At 65.5% G+C, this 16,375-nt stretch carries 18 protein-coding genes; 8 read left to right on the plus strand and 10 right to left on the minus strand.

Annotated elements, in window-relative coordinates; genetic code table 11:
- Positions 1–19: 19 nt before the first annotated feature.
- Positions 20–868 (minus strand): mycofactocin-coupled SDR family oxidoreductase, encoded by an 849-nt coding sequence (locus tag AC0KTM_RS02005; protein WP_225327437.1) that lies wholly within the window; start codon positions 866–868, stop codon positions 20–22.
- A 239-nt stretch (positions 869–1,107) separates the two neighbouring features.
- The gene (locus AC0KTM_RS02010; RefSeq protein WP_225327436.1) at positions 1,108–1,758 is read right to left on the minus strand and encodes a TetR/AcrR family transcriptional regulator; all 651 of its coding nucleotides are present in this window, start codon (positions 1,756–1,758) and stop codon (positions 1,108–1,110) included.
- Positions 1,759–2,001: 243 nt separating this feature from the next.
- Between AC0KTM_RS02010 and AC0KTM_RS02015 the strand changes: the two genes are divergently transcribed.
- Positions 2,002–3,177, plus strand: coding sequence for an acyl-CoA dehydrogenase family protein (locus AC0KTM_RS02015; protein WP_472414833.1), 1,176 nt, complete (start codon positions 2,002–2,004; stop codon positions 3,175–3,177).
- An 8-nt stretch (positions 3,178–3,185) separates the two neighbouring features.
- Here the strand turns inward: AC0KTM_RS02015 and AC0KTM_RS02020 are convergent, their stop codons facing one another.
- The 8 genes from AC0KTM_RS02020 to AC0KTM_RS02055 form a co-directional block, all read right to left on the minus strand.
- Positions 3,186–3,455 carry a DUF4190 domain-containing protein gene (locus tag AC0KTM_RS02020; RefSeq protein WP_225327434.1) on the minus strand — a complete coding sequence of 90 codons (270 nt, stop codon included), beginning with the start codon at positions 3,453–3,455 and terminating at the stop codon, positions 3,186–3,188.
- Positions 3,456–3,534: 79 nt separating this feature from the next.
- Positions 3,535–4,290, minus strand: coding sequence for an acyl-CoA dehydrogenase family protein (locus tag AC0KTM_RS02025; RefSeq protein ID WP_225327451.1), 756 nt, complete (start codon positions 4,288–4,290; stop codon positions 3,535–3,537).
- Positions 4,291–4,365: 75 nt separating this feature from the next.
- Positions 4,366–5,475, minus strand: a complete 1,110-nt coding sequence (locus tag AC0KTM_RS02030) for an acyl-CoA dehydrogenase family protein (RefSeq protein ID WP_225327450.1) — start codon at positions 5,473–5,475, stop codon at positions 4,366–4,368.
- Positions 5,476–5,486: 11 nt separating this feature from the next.
- Positions 5,487–5,930: a nuclear transport factor 2 family protein gene (locus AC0KTM_RS02035; protein WP_225327433.1), complete on the minus strand. Its 444-nt coding sequence runs from the start codon at positions 5,928–5,930 to the stop codon at positions 5,487–5,489.
- Complete coding sequence (locus AC0KTM_RS02040; protein WP_225327432.1) at positions 5,914–7,128, minus strand: metal-dependent hydrolase family protein; 1,215 nt, start codon at positions 7,126–7,128, stop codon at positions 5,914–5,916. The genes AC0KTM_RS02035 and AC0KTM_RS02040 overlap by 17 nt, the downstream gene beginning before the upstream one ends.
- A gap of 3 nt (positions 7,129–7,131) precedes the next feature.
- Positions 7,132–7,455, minus strand: a complete 324-nt coding sequence (locus AC0KTM_RS02045; RefSeq protein ID WP_095576547.1) for a hypothetical protein — start codon at positions 7,453–7,455, stop codon at positions 7,132–7,134.
- The gene (locus tag AC0KTM_RS02050) at positions 7,439–8,716 is read right to left on the minus strand and encodes an aromatic ring-hydroxylating oxygenase subunit alpha (protein WP_225327431.1); all 1,278 of its coding nucleotides are present in this window, start codon (positions 8,714–8,716) and stop codon (positions 7,439–7,441) included. The genes AC0KTM_RS02045 and AC0KTM_RS02050 overlap by 17 nt, the downstream gene beginning before the upstream one ends.
- Positions 8,717–8,730: 14 nt before the next feature.
- Complete coding sequence (locus AC0KTM_RS02055) at positions 8,731–9,264, minus strand: carboxymuconolactone decarboxylase family protein (protein ID WP_472414835.1); 534 nt, start codon at positions 9,262–9,264, stop codon at positions 8,731–8,733.
- A 398-nt stretch (positions 9,265–9,662) separates the two neighbouring features.
- Between AC0KTM_RS02055 and AC0KTM_RS02060 the strand changes: the two genes are divergently transcribed.
- From AC0KTM_RS02060 to AC0KTM_RS02090, 7 genes are all read left to right on the plus strand, one after another.
- A complete protein-coding gene (locus AC0KTM_RS02060) occupies positions 9,663–10,961 on the plus strand; it encodes an amidohydrolase family protein (RefSeq protein ID WP_238958350.1) in 1,299 nt (432 codons plus the stop codon).
- A gap of 96 nt (positions 10,962–11,057) precedes the next feature.
- Positions 11,058–12,224, plus strand: coding sequence for an acyl-CoA dehydrogenase family protein (locus tag AC0KTM_RS02065; protein ID WP_225327449.1), 1,167 nt, complete (start codon positions 11,058–11,060; stop codon positions 12,222–12,224).
- A 107-nt stretch (positions 12,225–12,331) separates the two neighbouring features.
- Entirely contained in the window at positions 12,332–13,486 is a 1,155-nt protein-coding gene (locus AC0KTM_RS02070; protein WP_472414837.1) for a thiolase family protein, read from the plus strand.
- A 124-nt stretch (positions 13,487–13,610) separates the two neighbouring features.
- Entirely contained in the window at positions 13,611–14,225 is a 615-nt protein-coding gene (locus AC0KTM_RS02075) for a TetR/AcrR family transcriptional regulator (RefSeq protein ID WP_472414839.1), read from the plus strand.
- On the plus strand, positions 14,222–14,749 hold the full coding sequence (locus AC0KTM_RS02080; protein ID WP_225327426.1) for a hypothetical protein: 528 nt from the start codon (positions 14,222–14,224) through the stop codon (positions 14,747–14,749). The genes AC0KTM_RS02075 and AC0KTM_RS02080 overlap by 4 nt, the downstream gene beginning before the upstream one ends.
- 136 nt (positions 14,750–14,885) lie before the next feature.
- The gene (locus AC0KTM_RS02085; RefSeq protein ID WP_225327425.1) at positions 14,886–16,160 is read left to right on the plus strand and encodes a cytochrome P450; all 1,275 of its coding nucleotides are present in this window, start codon (positions 14,886–14,888) and stop codon (positions 16,158–16,160) included.
- Entirely contained in the window at positions 16,157–16,345 is a 189-nt protein-coding gene (locus AC0KTM_RS02090; RefSeq protein WP_225324042.1) for a ferredoxin, read from the plus strand. The genes AC0KTM_RS02085 and AC0KTM_RS02090 overlap by 4 nt, the downstream gene beginning before the upstream one ends.
- Positions 16,346–16,375 lie beyond the last annotated feature (30 nt).

Below are 16,375 nucleotides of genomic sequence, written 5' to 3' on the forward strand. Positions count from 1 at the left end.
CCGTCCATGGGACGGAACTCTATTTCAGGCAGCTACCCGCGTCGATCGGCAGGGTCACACCGGTGATGTAGCGGGCCTCGTCCGAGGCGAAGAACAGCACCGCGTTGCTGATGTCGATCGGCTCAACCCAGGGGATCGGCAGGGTGTGGAACAGCTGACAGATCGGCGCCATGTCGTCGGGGCCCGGGTTCTCCAGGTCCGGCCGGAACATCTTGAAGGTGCCTTCGTTGTGCAGCATGGGGGTTTTGACGTGCGTGGGATGCACGGAGTTGACGCGAATCATGTGCTGTCCCAATTCAACTCCGAAGGCACGCATCAGCCCGACGACGCCGTGCTTGGCCGCGACGTAGTGGCCGGTGTGGGGGTAGGCCTTGAGGCCGCCGACCGAGCTGGTCAGGATGATGGAACCGCCGCGACCACCGGCCAGCAGATGGGGCACACCGGCTTTCACGGTTTTCCACACCCCGGCCAGATTGATGTCGATCATCTCGGTCCAGTCTTCTTCGCTGGTCTTGTCCAAAGTCTCGCCGCCGTTACCGATTCCGGCGTTGGCGACGATGATGTCGAGACGCCCGAGTTGCTCGACGCCGTTGTCCACCGCCGCCTTGAGCGCATCGTAGTCGCGGACGTCCACCTCGGCCGTGAAGATCCTGCGGTTGTGCCCCTTGACCAGGTCGGCGGTCTCGGCCAGGTCCTCGGGCGTCGACGCCGGGATCGCGGTGTCCAGCACGCCCTCGCGGATGGGCTTGCAGATATCGATGGCGATGATGTCCGCGCCCTCCTGCGCCAACCGCACCGCGTGACTGCGGCCCTGACCGCGCGCCGCTCCGGTGACCAAGGCGACTTTGCCCTCAACACGTCCGGTCATGGCTACCTCAACTCCTGACTTTGATCTGATCGGCACGCCTGCGCGGAGAACAATCGCGTCCCCGGATCGTGGGTCTTGCCGCTTTTGAACTCTGTCATTCGGCCGTCACGGGTGTCAATGGCGAATCCGTTTCGGCTACTCGTGGTTCTAGATATTAGAGAATCTCATTCTCACCGGCAAACGGCGTGCGCTATTTGCTCAGCTCCGGAGTGAGGAAGATTACGGCCCGTGGGGCGGTGTTACGCGACGAAGCCGCGTGAGCAGAAGTCCCATACCTCTTCTGCGGTGATGGGGTGGGTCGTCGCGTCGTCGGGGCCGCCGCTGGACTGCGCGATGAACATCACCGTCTGCATGGTCATGGCGGCCACGCGCTTGGGGTTGATGGTGGTGCGCAACTTCCCGGCATCGTGGGCCGCGTCCATCAGTTCCGTCAGCAACGCTAGCAACGGAGCGTGCGCGACCTTGACCTCGGCCGGATGTGTCACCAGCAATCGAGGAGCAAAGTCGGTGAACAGCGGGCGCTTGGCGGTCGGATCCGGGCGCGAGGCTTCGTACAACAGTTGTACGGCGACCTGCAGCCGCTCCAGCGGATCGCTGTGGCTTTCCGTGGCGGCGCGGATCTGGTCGGCGGAGCGGCTCAGCGCATCTTCGAACAGCGCCAGCAACAGCTCGTGCTTGCCGTCGAATTGCAGGTAGAAGCTGCGCAGTGACTGGCGGGAGCGGTCCACGACCTCCTGGACGGTAAAGTCGGTGCTGCCCTTTTCGATGATGATGGCTTGGGCGGCGTCGAGGAAGCGCTGAACCCGTTGCGCCGCACGCAATTTCGCCGTCTTGATGGACCGCTCGACGGCGCGCTGCTTCCAGGCCGGCTCTTCGCTGGGATTGGTCACGGCCGACTCAGGTGATTGCCGCGCTGGGAGAACATGGTTGGACTCTACCGGAGAACGCCGTGACATCGCTGCGCTCGACCCCCTCACGGATCACGTGTCGGAGATTGTAACTTTCTTACCACGAGAATAGTATTCTCTTACACGTGTCTAGGGAAGCGTAATCGCAAGAGCGAACCGCGCCGTTGGCGGAAAGCGTGATCTACCGACGGAGTAAGTGCGCTCAGGACCATTTCGGGAAGTGCCGTGCAGCTGACGTTTGACGCCGACGTGGAGGCGTTCCGCGCCGAATTCGTCGCTTTCCTCGATGAGCATCTGCCGTCCGAGGCCGAGGCGCTCGACCGGCCGCAGTCGAGTTCGGACATCCCCGCGTGGGCCCGCCGGTGGCAGCGCCTGCTGTTCGACAGCGGGTGGCTCCTGCCCGGCAATCCGCCGGAGTTCGGCGGGCGCAATGCGACGCTGCTGCAGCAATACGTGTACCAAGAAGAGTTGTCACGACGGCGGATCTATCAAAGCTTCAACCCGCAGGGCGTGGGCATCATCGCGGCGTCGTTGTTGACGTTCGGCACCCCCGAACAGAAGCAGCGGTGGGCGGTACCGATCCTGCGGGCGGAGATCACCGCGTCGCTGGGTATGAGCGAACCGGGCGCGGGATCGGACCTCGCGTCGCTGAAAACCCGCGCGGTGCTTGACGGTGACCACTTCGTGGTCAACGGACAAAAGGTGTGGACATCGGGCGCCCATCACGCCGATGTGCTGTTGACGTTCGTGCGCACCGATCCGGGCGCCCCAAAACACAAGGGCATCAGCGCTTTACTGATTCCGACCGACACCCCCGGTGTGGTCCGCCGCCCGTTCGCCTCGATGGGCGACATCGAAGACGTCGACTTCAACGAGGTCTTCTTCACCGACGCGCGGGTGCCGGCCGAGAACCTGGTGGGCGAACTCAACGCGGGCTGGCGCGTCGCGACCGGTTCGCTCGGTCACGAACGCGCAATGCTGTGGCTGGATTACGCAGACATGTTGCACGCGCTGACCGTCGAAACCAGCCCCGCGGGGCCCGTCCAGCGGGATCGCTACGCGACGCTGGTGATGGATTTCTACGCGATGCGACTGCTCGGGTCGGCGACGCTGGCCAAAGCCGCGCGCGGGGAAGAAGACGTGCCCGCCCAGTCGGTGCTCAAGCTGCTCGGCTCGGAGGCGATGCAACGCGCCTGCGAGGACGCGCTGGCCGCCAAGGGCGGCGACGGACTGGTGTTGCGCGGGGACACCGCCCCGTTTGCCCCGCTCAACCTGGACAGCCACTACGGCGCCTGGTTCGACCGGTACACGCGCACCTTCGCCGCGACCATCGCCGGCGGAACCTCGGAAATACAGCGCAACATCATCGCCGAACGCGTACTCGGCCTGCCGCGGAATTGATCCGCGCGTCAGTGCTTGGCGACGTCCAGCCTGGCGTAGTAGCCGATAGCGACGAGGCCCACCAGTATCGCGATCACGCCTAAAACCATTCCGGCCAACGCGATTCGAGGATTGTTCGCCTCCCCGCGGGCGACGCGCCGCCGGGCGATGTCGCCCGTCACCACCGCCGCGATGCCGAACGGTACCCCCAGCATCATCCAGCACGTGATGAGCCCGACCAGGCCGAGCAGCAGCGAGGCGACGCCGACCTCGTTTCGCGGTGTGTCGGGGTGACTCATTGGGTCCCATCCTTTAGGTGTCGGGACGAGTCTACGTCGACGCCCCCAGGGGTCCGCTCATGGCGCGAAAACAGCTCCGTTACAGCTGGGCAAGCCGTGGCGCGGATCCCGTTGCCACCAGCGCGCTTCCGGCTTCGCGCGTGAGTTCTCGGGCGCTACCCAGCAGTCCGTCGAGGATGAGCGAGCGCTTGATGTGGTGGTGCAGCGGGTGTTCGGCGGTGAATCCGATGCCGGCGAGCACCTGCTGGCAGTGGCGCGCGGCGGTCAGTGCCGCCTGGCCGGCCGCGGCCTTGGCCAGCAAGGAGGCCAGCCCCTCGTCGTCGCACTCGGTCGCGGCCCGCAGCGTCGCCTCGGCGCCCTCGATGGCCACCAATGTCTCGGCCAGGCGGTGGCGGATCGCCTGGAACGAGCTGATGTGCCGACCGAACTGAACGCGGTCCAGGGCATGCTGACGGGCCAGCGAGAGCATGGCGCGGCTGGTGCCGACCAGCCACCAGCCCAGGGCCCGCCATCCCGCCTGTAGCGCGGCCGACGGCAATGGATCGCCTTGCGGCACAGGGCGTATCGGGAGCAACTCATCGATTGCCGACTCGGACCCGTCGCGACGCTCCCACAGCACCCACGTTCCGCCGGCGAACGGCAACGGCAGGGCGCCGCCGGGCGCTTCACCGGCCGCGCACAGCACCACGTCGTTGAGCACGGGCGCGTGCGCACCGGTCTCGCCGAGCAGCGTGAACACCAACGGTATTGCGATGTCGGGCATTTCGTCGAGCATGTCGCGCCAACCGAGGTCGGTCAGCGCCGCGTCGAGCTTGGCTCCCGAGGCGGCGCCCATCGTCGTCCGCAGCGAGTCAGCCAGCAGGCGCAGCGATTCGGGATCTGACTCGGTGTCCGGCGAAGGCGTCACGCTTCACTCCTTCCCGAGGTCGAGCAGTCGGCGGGCGATGATGTTGCGCTGAATCTCGGCGGTGCCGCCATAGATCGTCGCCGCGCGTGAGTACAGGTACTCCGAGCGCCACGGTGTGTCTTCGAGTTCGAGCCTCGCCGGCAGCAGGTCGCGGACGGTGTCGTAGAGCCGCTGCTCGGCGGCGGCCAGGAGCACCTTGTCGATGGAGGTCTCGGGGCCCAAGCGGGCCCCGTCGCGCATCCGGTGCTGGGTGGCGCGCGACCGGCAGCGCAGGGTGTGCAGCGCCAGATAGGCTCCGCCCAGCGCGGATTCGTCGGGGGAACCGATCTCGGACGCTTCGGCGATGAGGTCGTCGAAGCGGGAGTAGAGGTAGGCGATTCGCTGCCAGAAGCAGGAGGAACGCTCAAAGGGCAGCAGGTCCATGGCGAGCCGCCAGCCGTCTCCGGGGCGGCCGAGCATCCTGCTCGCCGGAATCACGACGTCGTCGTAGTACACCTCGCAGAATTCGTCGACGCCGTGCATGGTGCGCAGTGGCCGGACGGTGATGCCGGGGGTGTCGAGGTCGACGAAGAAGGCGGTGATTCCCTCGTGGCCGGGCGCGGTGCGGGTGAGCAGGACGCACCGCGTCGAGAACTGCGCGAAGCTGGTCCACACCTTTTGCCCGTTGACGATCCAGTTGTCGCCTTGGGGGGTCGCGCGGGTGGTCAGCGACGCGAGGTCACTGCCGGATCCTGGCTCGGAAAAGCCCTGGCACCATTGCTCTTCGCCGCTCAGCAGCCGCGGCACCATTTCCGCGGCGAGCTCCGGGGGCGCGTAGTCGATCATGGTGGGTGCGAGCACTTCGAGCATCGAGTACGGGCCGGGTTCGGCCAGCCGACGGCCCACCACCTCCTCGCCGACGACCGCGCGCAGTAGCGCCGGACCGCCCAACCCGCCGACTTCTTTCGGCCAGCCGTACCGCATCCAATCGGCGTCGTAGAGCGCGCGACTGACCCGGGCGAACTGCTGCATGTGGCCCTGCAGCGAATGGTCCGGCCCGGGTGTCAGATCGTTGTCGTCGAGCCACGCGCGCAGGTCTGCTCGGAACTGCTCGACATTGACCGCACTGTCGATTGGTTGGCTCCTTAGGTCGTTGCCTGGGTCGCCGAGTCACCGGCGGGGCGCCCGATGGCGTGGGGGCGCCCGGAATCGTGCACACCGCTGCGGCGGATAAAGGTCATCGCGCGGGTCTTGAGGCGCCACCCGTCGGCGGTTCGCACATAGGTGTCGCGATAGTAACCGATCCGCATGTCGTGACTGGAGTGGTCGATGAAGCACAGCGGTTGGGTTCCGCTGGCCGCGTCACCGTCAAGGTCGACCACCGCGGTCCCGGTGAGAAACAAGCCCTTTGGGGCCGCGGCCACCAGTTCCGGGAACCGGTTCAGGCTGTAGGTTTCGCCGAACGCGCTGTAGGTCCCGTCCGGAGTGAAGACGGCGACGAGACCGTCGATGTCTTGCTGGGTGATGGTCACCGCGTAGCGGCCGAGCAGCTGCTGGATCTCGACAAGGTCGTCAGTTCTCGTTGGCATAGACCTTGCCGCCTTTCATGACGAAGCTGACGCGCTGGGTAACAGTGATGTCTTCCAACGGGTTTCCCGGCACGGCGATGATATCGGCGAGCTGGCCTTGCGCCAGCCGGCCGCGGTCGCTCGAGTTGATGAGATCGGCCGCGGTGGTGGTGGCCGCGCGCAGCACCGCCAAGGGCGGCAAACCCCACTCCACCAGCGTGACGAGTTCGTCGGCGTTTTTTCCGTGCGGGATCGCCGGGGCGTCGGTCCCGACGGCGATTTTCACACCGGCCTTGTGCGCGGCCAAGATCGACGTGCGCGACTTCGGGAACATCTCGGCGGCCTTGGCCTGTAGTTCGGGCGGCGCGTGCGAGACGTCCATTCCTTCGGCCAGCCGCCGCGTGCTCACCAGGAAGGTGCCGTGTTCGACCATGCTGGCGATCGCCTCGTCGTCGATCAAGAAGCCGTGCTCGATGCAGTCGATCCCGGCGGCGACGGCATGCTTGACCGCATCGGCGCCGTGGGTGTGCGCGGCGACGCGCATCCCGCGCCGGTGCGCCTCGTCGACGATCGCGCACAGCTCTTCGTCCGAATAGTGCTGTGCGCCAGGGGGACCCGTCAACGACATCACCCCACCCGAACAGCAGACCTTGATCAGCTCGGCGCCGTGCTTGATCTGATAACGCACCGCTTTGCGGATCTCGTCGATTCCGTTCGCGATGCCTTCCTCGATGGTCAGCTCCAACACGTGTGGCGAGAATGCGGCGAACATCGTCGGGTCCAGATGCCCGCCGGTCGGTGTGATCGCGTGCCCCGCCGGCACCACCCGTGGACCGTCGATCCAGCCCGCATCGATCGCCTTGCCCAGCGCGACATCCAGCAGGTATCCGCCGGTTTTGACGAACAGACCGAGGTTGCGCACCGTGGTGAACCCGGCGCGCAGCGTGCGGCGCGCGTTGCCGACCGCCCGCAACATGCGCGTCGGCGGGTCGTCCTGCACCTGGGACAGGCCGGGTTTCTCCCCGCGACCACCCATGAGCAGGTTGACCTCCATGTCCATCAACCCGGGCAGCAGGATCTGATCGCCGAGATCGATGAGCTCGCCTTCCGGCTCGCCCCCGACACCGACGATCCGGTCACCCTCGATCCGCACAATGCCGGGCCGAACGATCTCACCGGCGTCGACGTCGAGCAGCCCGGCCGCCTTGAGCGTAAGCACGTGTCAGATCACCGGCTCCCGAAGCACTTCCACCCACGCCGCGCCGCTGTCGGGGACGCGCGGCTGCTTCCATGCCTCGATCGGGAACGACACCATGACCAATGATTGCATGATGTGCATCAGGGTCTTTGCGTCATCCGGCAGGTCGTTCAGCGGAAATTTGTCGCAGTAGGCGATCACGTCGTTGAGCAACGGGAACGCGGCGTCGTAGAACTCCTGCATCTGAGGCATCGTCGAGGCGAGCCGCTTGGCGTAGCGCTCGGGCTCGGTGGCCAGGTCCCAATCCAAATAGGGCTCGAGGGCGGCGAATTCAGACGGTAGCGCCATTGCGCTGGTACTCCTTGACGTAGTTGGCGGTCGTGTGGTGCAGATGGCGGATCAGGACTTCCTGGTCACACAGCAGGAACTCCTTGACCGCCCGGGTCCCGATCATGGTCTGCGTCGCTTCCAACGTGTTGGCGTCCTGCAACGCATACTCCTTGAACGTCACCGCGGCCAACTCCTGGGCCAGGCGTTCCCGCGCATTGCGGGGCGGGACGAAATACAGCGTGGACTCGAAGATGTGCTTGTCCACCGCGGTCGGCCAGTAGTGGTAGGTCAGGTACCAGCCGGGCTCCCAGATCAGCAGCATGAAGTTCGGGTAGAACAGCCACGAGTCGATGCCCCACTGCGGCACCCGCTTGACGTTGACACCCGAAGGCAGGTCAAGCTTTTCGATGATCTCCGGCTTGTCCCACGGGCCGAACAACCCGCTGCGCAACACCTGGTCCATCGGCTTGACCATGGACATGTCCGGGGGCGGCGCCTGACCACCCCAGGTCGACTGCAGGCTGTGCGGACCGGCCAGCTCGTAGTGCAGCGCCTCGTAGCCGAACTTCTGGATCTTGGCGGCTTCTTCCTTGGTGTACTGCCCCTGGTGCAGGATCGGCGCGTGGTAGAACTCGACGAACGCGTCGATGAACAGCTTCCAGTTGCTGCCGACCTCGGCCCGGTAGGAGTAGGCCTCCGTCATCTCGCCGAAGGGGTACCCCTCGATGCTCTTGGCCAGCGGCCCAAGGTAATCGGTGAGCGGCGCCGCGTTGTCGTCGAAGTTGATGAAGATGAAGCCTTCCCACACCTCGCAGCGCACCGGCGCCAGCCCGTAGTCGCCCTTGTCGACGTTGAAGAACTCTTCTTCCTGTTGGATGAAGGTCAGGTCACCGTCGAGGTTGTAGCGCCAGGCGTGGTACTTGCAGGTGAACTGCCGGCAGGTGCCGGAGGTCTCCTCGTTGGGAAAGTCGTTCCACACCAGCTTGTTTCCGCGGTGGCGGCAGACGTTGTGATACGCCTTGACCGACCCGTCCTTGGTCTTGACGATGATCACCGACGTGCCCTTGCCGGCCGCCGGCAGTTCCCTGGTGAAGTAGCTGCCGGTGCGGGGGAGCCGGTTGACCCTGCCGACGTTCAGCCACATCCGCCGGAAGACCGCGTCGCGCTCGGCTTCGAAGAACGCGGGATCGATCGAGTCGGTGTAGTCAACCGGCTCGGTGCCCAGTTCGGGATAGTTTTCTGTCCAGCTGCCGGCGGCTGGCTTGGGGAAGTGCGGCAACGTTCTTACTCCTCTTATTCGACGTTGGTAGCGGCTGGGGCGGCGTGCTCGGGCTGGATGCCAAACGTGTTGAAGGCCATGGCCAGCAGGGCGTAGCAGCCGACCGTGAAGACGAAATCCATGCGTTGCTGGTCGTTGAGACGCTCGCCCAGCGCCGCCCACGTGTCGTCCGACAGCTCCGACTTCTCGTCGAGCTCGTCGACCCCGGTGATGACGACCTGGTCGAACTCGTCGAGGGCCTCTCCGCGCTGCAAAGCCGCGATCTGATCCTCGGTGATCCCTTCTTCCTTGGCCATCCTGACGTGGTGGGACCACTCGTAGGCCGACTGCCGGCGGTGGGCCACCCGCAGGATGGCCAGTTCGCGGATGCGCGGCGGCAGCGTGGACGACACCAGTAGGTGGACGTTGAATCGAAGGAACGCCTTGGCCAGCGCCGGGTGGTGAGCCAGGGTGGACAGCGCGTTGTTGGTGTCCGCTTCACGCATGGCCGAGAGGGCCTGCTGGGTAGCCTCGTCCCACTGATCGGCGGGGAGCGGCCGCAAGCGCATTAGCAGTGTCCTCTCGGTGAAAGAGAATTAGATTCTCATTTGCAACTAACAGACTGGCACGAAACGTGTGCCCGGTCAATGCCGGCGTGTCGCCTCGGCGCAAGTCCGGTCACCGCGCAGTCCGCCGGTCGGTCGGGACGGCTGCTTTCCTGAATAAGGGGGTCGGGCCATCGCGCCGGTGCGTCGCGCCAGGTATTACGTCACGGCATCGCGGCTCGGTGGCGCGAAATTCGCCGTTTCCTTCGGTCGCTGGTCAGGCGGGTGCGGGCCGGCTCAGCAACCGATGGATGTTGATTCTCGCCAGGCGAGAAGATAGTTTTCACTTTAGTGATCTTGGCACGGGACAGCGTTTCGCCGAGGCTGTGATCGATTCGGTGGAACCGACGAAAGGGACGGCCATGAACAAAGAAGACATGATTCTGATCAGCGTCGATGACCACACCGTCGAGCCGCCCGACATGTTCAAGAACCATCTGTCGAAGAAGTATCAGGACGATGCGCCCCGCCTGGTGCACAACGCCGACGGTTCGGACATGTGGAAGTTCCGCGACACCGTCATCCCCAACGTGGCGCTCAACGCTGTGGCCGGTCGGCCCAAAGAGGAGTACGGCATCGAGCCGACGGGGCTCGACGAGATCCGGCCGGGTTGTTACAACGTGGACGAGCGTGTCAAGGACATGAACGCCGGCGGCATCCTGGCCTCGATCTGCTTCCCGTCGTTCCCCGGCTTTGCGGGGCGCCTGTTCGCCACCGACGACAATGACTTCTCGATCGCGCTGGTGCAGGCCTACAACGACTGGCACATCGAAGAATGGTGCGGCGCCTATCCGGCGCGGTTCATCCCCATGGCGATACCGGTGATCTGGGATGCCGAGGCGTGCGCCGCCGAGGTGCGCCGGGTGTCCAAGAAGGGCGTGCATGCGCTGACATTCACCGAGAACCCGGCCGCGATGGGCTACCCGAGTTTCCACGACGACTATTGGGCTCCGCTGTGGAAGGCGTTGTGCGACACCGACACCGTGATGAACGTGCACATCGGATCGTCCGGCCGTCTGGCCATCACCGCGCCCGATGCGCCGATGGACGTGATGATCACGCTGCAGCCGATGAACATCGTGCAGGCCGCCGCGGACCTGTTGTGGTCCAAGCCGATCAAGGAGTACCCGGACCTGAAGATCGCGCTGTCCGAGGGGGGAACCGGCTGGATTCCCTACTTCCTGGAGCGCGCGGACCGGACCTTCGAAATGCACTCCGCCTGGACGCACCAGGACTTCAAGGGCAAGCTGCCCAGCGAGGTTTTCCGCGACCACTTCCTGACCTGCTTCATCAGCGACAAGGTTGGCGTGGCGCTGCGCAACATGATCGGCATCGACAACATCTGTTGGGAAGCCGACTACCCGCACAGCGACTCGATGTGGCCGGGTGCGCCGGAAGAGCTCTGGGATGTCTTGTCCCTCAATAGCGTTCCCGACGACGAGATCAACAAGATGACCTACGAGAACGCTATGCGCTGGTACTCGTTCGACCCCTTCACGCACATTTCGCGCGAACAGGCGACCGTCGGTGCGCTGCGCAAAGCCGCCGAGGGGCACGATGTGTCCATCAAGGCCCAGGGCCACGACAAGGACAGCCGAGGCGGCTCGTCCTTCGCGGATTTCGCGGCCAACGCCAAGGCCCTTTCCGGCAATAAGGACTGATCTGGCGAGCAGACGCAGAATCGCACTGTTCGGGAGGAATTCGTGCGATTCTGCGTCTTCTCGCGCTGAGGACGAGGAGTGCCACCAGTGGCTGGAATGAACTTTGAGCTGACCGATGACCAGGAACTGATCCGTCGGTCGGTCGCGGAATTGGCGCGCAAGTTCGACGACCAGTACTGGATGGAAAAAGACCAGGCGCACGAATTTCCGACCGAGTTCTACCGCGCCATCGCCGACGGCGGCTGGTTGGGAATGACCATCCCCACCGAATACGGCGGCCATGGCCTCGGAATCACCGAAGCGACAATCCTACTCGAGGAGGTCGCCAAATCCGGCGGTGCGATGAACGCCGCCAGCTCGATCCACCTGTCCATCTTCGGCATGCAGCCGGTGGTGGTGCACGGCTCCGATGAGCTCAAGGCCCGAACGTTGCCCGCGGTCGCGACCGGCGAGGTGCACGTCTGCTTCGGTGTGACCGAACCCGGTGCGGGGCTTGACACTTCCCGCATCACCACGTTTGCCAAGCGTGACGGCGATCGCTACATCGTCAACGGTCGCAAGGTGTGGATCTCCAAGGCGATGGAGTCCGACAAGATCCTGTTGCTGACCCGAACCCAAAGCTATGACGAGGTCACCAAGAAGACCGACGGGATGACGCTGTTCCTCACGGACCTCGACCGTAGCCGAATCGACATCCGCCCGATCCGCAAGATGGGCCGCAACGCCGTCAGCTCCAACGAACTGTTCATCGACAATCTCGAGGTGCCGGTCTCCGACCGAGTCGGCGAGGAGGGCAAGGGATTTCAGTACATCCTCGACGGTCTGAACCCGGAGCGGATGCTGATCGCGGCCGAAGCCCTCGGTATCGGCCGGGTGGCGCTGGAGAAGGCGGTGAAGTACGGCAACGAGCGTGAGGTCTTCGGCCGGCCCATCGGGATGAACCAGGGCCTGCAGTTTCCGCTCGCCGATTCCCTGGCCCGGCTCGATGCGGCCGAGCTGATGCTGCGCAAGGCCACCTGGTTGTATGACAACGGCAAATCCTGTGGGCGCGAGGCCAATACGGCCAAATACCTGTGCGCCGACGCGGGCTTCACCGCCGCGGACCGGGCGTTGCAAACCCACGGCGGCATGGGTTACGCCGAGGAATACCACATCACGCGCTACTTCCGTGAGGCCCGGCTGATGAAGATCGCGCCCGTGAGCCAGGAGATGATCTTGAACTTCCTGGGCGCCAACGTCCTGAAGCTGCCGAGGAGCTACTAAGCACTGACGGCGAACGTGCAGCCACGGCGAATTTTTGGCGAGTTTTTCGCCCTCAGTACACGCTCGGCGATCATGGGATAGTTGGGCGCAGCGATCGGAGTAGAGATATGCGTGAAACAGTCATCGTCGAGGCCGTCCGCACCGCGGTCGGCAAGCGCAACGGCGCACTTTCCGGCATGCACGCCGCCGACCTGTCCGCGGTCGTCCTCAACGAACTCGTGGAACGCACCGGCATCGGCCCCGAGATCGTCGACGACGTGGTGTGGGGCTGTGTCTCCCAGGTGGGCGACCAGTCCAGCAACATCGGCCGCTATGCGGTGTTGGCCGCCGGCTGGCCGGAAAGCATTCCCGGGACCACCGTCAACCGCGCCTGCGGTTCCAGCCAGCAGGCGCTGGACTTCGCCGTGCAGGCGGTGATGTCGGGTCAGCAGGACGTCGTCGTGGCCGGCGGCGTCGAGGTCATGAGCCGAGTCCCACTCGGTTCGGCGCGCGCCTCCGGCATGCCCTATGGCCCGAAAGTGCTTGCCCGCTATGACGATTTCTCTTTCAATCAGGGCCTGTCGGCGGAGATGATCGCCAAGAAGTGGGGCTTCTCCCGCACCCGGCTCGACGAATACAGCGTCGAGTCCCACGAGCGTGCGGCCGCGGCCCAGGACGGCGGCGCGTTCACCGACCAGATCGTGCCGGTATTCGTCGACGGGGCCGAGAACAACGTCGTGGCCGCCGACGAGGGCGTGCGGCGCGGAAGCAGCGTGGAGAAGCTGGCCGCGCTCAAGCCGGCCTTCGCCGAGGACGGCGTGATCCATGCCGGCAATTCCTCGCAGATCTCCGACGGCGCGGCCGCGTTGTTGGTGACCACCGCCGAGATGGCGGTCGAGCTGGGCCTGACCCCGATCGTGCGTTACCTGGCGGGCGCGGTGACCGGGGCGGATCCGGTGCTCATGCTCACCGGGCCCATCCCGGCGACCGAGAAGGTGCTGAGCAAGGCCGGCGTCGCGCTGTCCGAGGTGGGCGTGTTCGAGGTCAACGAGGCCTTCGCCCCGGTGCCGTTGGCGTGGCTGGCGGAGACCGGCGCGGACCCCGCCCGGATGAATCCGCTGGGCGGTGCCATCGCGCTGGGACACCCGCTGGGTGCTTCGGGCGCGGTGCTCATGACCCGCATGGCGTATCACATGCGCGACAACGGGATTCGTTACGGGCTGCAGACCATGTGCGAGGGCGGGGGCACCGCCAACGCGACGCTGGTCGAGCTCGTCAGCTAGCCACACCCACTCTCGCGAGAACCACTCCCGCGGTGACCCTTGTCACAGCGGCCAAACTAACTTACTGTGTGCTCACTAGGTTGGTTGAGCCCGCCAATCGTGCCGCATTGCTTCAGGAGTCCATTTGGCCGTCGCCCGGCGTTACGACACGCTCCTCGCCAAGGGTGAGGACCGCAAGCAGCGGATCCTCGACGTCGCCCAACGCCTCCTCACTCGCAACGGCTGGCGTAACACGACGCTCGCCCAGATCGCCGGTGAAGCCGGGGTCACCCCGGCGGGGCTGCTGCATCACTTCGAATCGAAGGAGCAGCTGCTGCACGCCGTCTTGGACGCGCGTGACCTCGACGACGATTCCCATGCCGACCGCGCCGGCGATCTCCTCGTCGAGATCACCCGGATCGCCGACCGCTTCAGTCGGGCACCGGACATGGTGGGCACGTTCACGGTCTTGCTGGTGGAGAGCATCCTTCCCGAGGCGCCGTTGCATGACCGCATGCTGGCCCGCCACCGGGCCGCGACCGACATCGTCATCGACCTCATCCGTCGCGGTCAGGCCGAGGGCCGGTACCGCGAAGACATCGACCCCGCCCTCAAGGCGATAGAAATCCTCGCCTTTGTCCACGGAATGGAAACCACATGGTTGCTCGATCCTTCGATACCGCTACCCGAGGTGTTCAAGCAGTACGCCGAGACGCTGGCGCGGGACTTCGCGCCGCCGAAGAAAACCGCGACGACATGAGATACCGGCTCGACGTCGTCGCCGCCACCGTCATCGACGTGGTGAGATTCGCCGGCGGCTGGCTCTTCGACCGGTCGATGGCGGGATGGGACGTCACCGTGCTTTTGATGGATCTGGCGGACCAGCCCGACGCCCGGCCCCTGCAGATCGTCGGGGCCCGGGTGCTCGACCTCGAGGACGCGCTGGCATCGGCGCATTCGCGCCCCCGCCCGCAGGCCCTGGCGGCCGCGGCCGACCTGTTCGGCTGTGATCCGCGGGTGCGCCAGGGCGTCCTGCAGGCCCTCGATCACGGCGTCACCGAGGTCACGCTGTGGGGCGAGAACTGGCCGTCCGAACTCGACGACAGCGTCGGCCTGGTGCAACACCAGCTGAGCACGGCCGCGCAGACGTTCAAGGCCAAGGCCCTGGCGGCCGCCTCGAATATCGGAGGGGCGCCGCCGATTCCGGTGGGTCACGTCGAGACCTTCCGTAGCGGGCTGTTGGCGTGGCCGTCGGTCGCCGCCGATCTGGTGCCCGCCAGCTGACCGGCTGTCACGGGGCAGAGCGCTCGTTTGGCCGTGCCGGGCCGGACCCGCGTTGACGATCACCGTGCCCCTATGGAAATGTAATACTCATCTGCGAGAGGCACGTTCTCACTCGCCGAGATTCAAGGAGCAGGGGATGACGAGGGAATTCTCCGAGTTGGATTTCTTCCGCGGCAGCGAGCTCATCGAAGACCCGTACCCCTACTACGAGGCGCTGCGTCAGCGGTGCCCCGTCACGCGGGAGAGCCATCACGACGTCACCATGATCACCGGCTGGGACGAGGCCTGCGCGGTGCTCAACGACGCCGAGACGTGGTCGTCGTGCATCTCGGTGACCGGGCCTTTCCCCGGCTTTCCGGTGCCGCTCGAGGGTGACGACGTCACCGAGCTGATCGAGCGGCATCGCGACGAGCTGCCCTTCAGCGACCAGCTGCCCACGCTCGACCCGCCGACCCACACCAACCACCGCTCCCTGCTGATGCGGCTGATCACCCCGAAGCGCCTCAAGGAGAACGAGGACGCGATGTGGGCGCTCGCCGACCAGGCGCTCGACGAGTTCCTGGCGCCCGGCCACGGCGAATGGATCAAGGGCTTCGCCGGGCCCTTCACGCTGCTGGTGATCGCCGATCTGCTGGGCGTCCCCATGGAAGATCGCGACAAATTCATCAAGGGCATCCGCGAGCACTCGGGTGGCGGCGTGGGCGGCACCGGCAAGGAATCGCTGGCGCACAGCCCGCTGGAATTCCTCTACGGCCTCTTCTCCGACTACGTGCGGGACCGTCGCCGCGAGCCCCGCGACGACGTGCTGACCGGCCTGGCGACCGCCACCTTCCCCGACGGCTCGATCCCGGAGGTCGAGGACGTGGCGCGCGTGGCGGCCAACGTCTTCTCGGCCGGCCAGGAGACCACCGTGCGGTTGCTCGGTGCCGCGCTGCAGACGTTGGGGGAGCGGCCCGACGTCCAGGCGCAGTTGCGCAAGGACCGCAGCCTGCTGCCCAATTTCATCGAGGAGTCGCTGCGCCACGAGAGCCCGGTCAAGGGCGACTTCCGGATGAACCGGGTGCCGGCCACCGTCGGTGGGGTCGACCTGCCGGCGGGCAGCACCGTGATGATCGTGCAGGCGGCCGCCAACCGCGACCCGCGTCGCTTCGAGGACCCCGCCACGTTCGACCCGGCGCGCAAGAACGCCCGACAGCACATCTCCTTTGGCCGCGGAATTCACAGTTGCCCGGGCGCGCCGCTGGCGCGGGCCGAAACCCGGGTGGCGCTCGAGCGGCTGCTCGACCGCACGACCGACATCAGGATCAACGAGGACAAGCACGGTCCGGCGAATGACCGCCGCTACCAATATGTTCCGACGTACATCCTGCGCGGTCTGACCGAACTGCACCTGGAGTTCACGCTGGCATGAAGGTCTGGGTAGACGATCAGCGCTGTCGCGGTCACGGGATGTGTCTGACGCTGTGTCCCGACGTGTTCAGCCTGACTGACGATGGCTACGCCGTGGCGATAGATGCCGATGTCCCAACGGAATTGGAGGCTGACGCCCGGGAGGCCATCCAGTGTTGTCCCGAGCAGGCGATCAGCGAAAAGTAACTAATACAGAGGCAGGCAAGGAGATTCGGC

This window comes from Mycobacterium sp. NTMscope_Eco_3 (genome assembly GCF_976985685.1).